Source organism: Halomonas flagellata, from assembly GCF_022487945.1.
GTDB lineage: Bacteria > Pseudomonadota > Gammaproteobacteria > Pseudomonadales > Halomonadaceae > Halomonas > Halomonas flagellata.
Map to the genome: position 1 here is coordinate 1 of NZ_JAKVPY010000088.1, position 780 is coordinate 780.

Consider the following 780-nt stretch of genomic DNA (forward strand, 5'->3'; position numbering starts at 1 on the left):
ACGGCCTTGCGGCCCAGCTTGGAGATTTCACGCCCCAGGCTACGTACCCCCGCTTCCCGCGTGTAGTAACGAATAATGCCGATAATGGCGCTATCGTCGACGGTCAGCTCGCCTTTCTTCAGCGCGTTACGTTCGATCTGCTTCGGCAGCAGATGACGTTTGGCGATGTTCAGTTTTTCATCTTCGGTAACAGGTTCGCGCTTACCCAGTTCCAGTTCGTTAAAGGCATAACCATGACGTTCCAGCAGTTGCGCCTCTTTGATGGTGAAATCACCGTGACGGGAGAACCCGCGTGGATAATTTTTATTGTCGAAAAAACGATTAGTCGTCGTAAAGCTTTCCGCCATCCTACACGCTCCTGATTCTTTGGCCGAGCTATTTATGGCGCGGAGTATTAGTTACGCTTGACAGAGCGTCAAACAAAACATTTAAATCATCACGACAAATAATTTTGTGGAGAACGGTGTGGATACGGAATTGCTCAAGACTTTCCTGGAAGTGAGTAGAACTCGTCACTTTGGGCGAGCAGCAGAGGCGCTTTACCTGACACAGTCAGCAGTCAGCTTTCGTATTCGTCAGCTGGAAAATCAACTTGGTGTGAATCTGTTCACCCGTCATCGTAATAACATCCGCCTGACGACTGCCGGCGAAAAGCTCCTCCCCTATGCCGAAACGCTCATGAATACCTGGCAGGCTGCGCGCAAGGAGGTGGCACACTCTTCGCGACATAATGAATTCTCCATTGGGGCCAGCGCCTCCCTGTGGGAATGTATGCTTAAC

The 780-nt window shown here is 50.8% G+C and carries 2 protein-coding genes; one reads left to right on the forward strand and one right to left on the reverse strand.

The features are described 5' to 3' along the window. The coding region (locus MKP05_RS21235; RefSeq protein WP_240570133.1) for a MaoP family protein at nt 1-347 on the reverse strand (347 nt) is incomplete at its 3' end. Nucleotides 348-465: 118 nt separating this feature from the next. Between MKP05_RS21235 and MKP05_RS21240 the strand changes: the two genes are divergently transcribed. Beyond that, the coding region (locus tag MKP05_RS21240; RefSeq protein ID WP_240570134.1) for a LysR family transcriptional regulator at nt 466-780 on the forward strand (315 nt) is incomplete at its 3' end.